General features: G+C 72.2%; 2 protein-coding genes. One reads left to right on the top strand and one right to left on the bottom strand.

Annotated features, from left to right (window positions below):
• Positions 1-410, top strand: a 410-nt coding sequence (locus tag A5711_RS08375) for a SelB C-terminal domain-containing protein (protein ID WP_197501066.1), incomplete at its 5' end; no start/stop codon positions are given.
• On the opposite strand, the gene A5711_RS08380 is transcribed toward A5711_RS08375, so the two are convergent.
• Complete coding sequence (locus A5711_RS08380) at positions 394-858, bottom strand: GatB/YqeY domain-containing protein (protein WP_067945379.1); 465 nt, start codon at positions 856-858, stop codon at positions 394-396. The two genes, A5711_RS08375 and A5711_RS08380, sit on opposite strands and share 17 nt — an antisense overlap.
• Positions 859-1,069: the final 211 nt, after the last annotated feature.

Genomic DNA, 1,069 nt, shown 5'->3' on the forward strand with positions numbered 1-1,069 from the left:
GCCTCCAGGTGGTCGACGGGTTGGTCCGCTCGCCGGGGGCGGCCCTGCCGGCCCGGGTCGACAAGGCGGTGCGCACCATCGAGGAGTGGCTGGCCGCTGAGCCCTTTCGGGCACCGGAGGCCGACGAACTGGCCGAGCTCAAGCTCGGGCCCCGGGAGCTGGCCGCCGCGGTGCGCACCGGGCGGCTGACCCGGATCGCCGACGGCGTCGTGCTCGGGTCCGGCGCGCTGGACCGGGCGGCGGGCATCCTCGCGACGCTGCCCCAGCCGTTCACCGTCAGCGACGCGCGCCGCGCGCTCGGCACCACCCGCAGGGTCGCCGTGCCCTTGCTGGAGCAGCTCGACGCCCGGCGCGTCACCAGGCGGGGCCCGGACGGCACCCGGGTGGTGGTCCCTACAGCCGCTCCTTGACCGCCGCCGACAATCGGGCGCCGTCGGCCTTACCCGCCGCGATCGCGGTGGCCGCCTTCATCACTAGGCCCATCTGCTTCATGCTCGGGCGCTCGCCGATCTCCTCGGCGACCTGGGCGATGGCGGTGTCCGCGACGTCGGCCACCTCGGCCTCGGTGAGCGGCGTCGGCAGATATTCGTCGATGATCCGCGCCTCGGCGTGCTCGTTGGCGGCGAGCTCCCCGCGGCCGTTCTGGGTGTAGATCTCCGCCGATTCGGCACGCTTGCGCGACTCCCGCGCCAGCACCTTGATGACTTCTTCGTCGGAGAGGTCTTTGGCCTGTTTGCCGGAAACTTCCTCGGTTTGGATCGCGGCGAGCAGTAGGCGCAGGGTCGCCGTGCGCAGCTTGTCCTTGCTCTTCATCGCGTCGGTCAGGTCGGCCCGCAGCCGGGATTTGAGTTCGGCCATGCCAGAGACGCTACGCGCCGACCGCCCCACCATGATTGAGAAATGCCCGGACCACCGACAGGATGGACCCCATGACGAACGACGGGCCCGTCCGCATACACCGCGGAACACGTTGAGCGCGCCGCCGCCCGGCTATCCGGGCTACGGCCCGCCACCCGCGTACGGCCCACCACCCGGCTACGGCCCACCACCCGGCTACGGCCCACCACCC

Origin of the sequence: Mycobacterium sp. E2238, assembly GCF_001672665.1 — a bacterium.
In the GTDB taxonomy this organism is placed as follows: Bacteria; Actinomycetota; Actinomycetes; order Mycobacteriales; family Mycobacteriaceae; genus Mycobacterium.

What these genes read in the sequence shown, in the direction of transcription:
- A5711_RS08380 (WP_067945379.1), bottom strand. Translation starts at nt 858, where the DNA reads ATGGCCGAACTCAAATCCCGGCTGCGGGCCGACCTGACCGACGCGATG.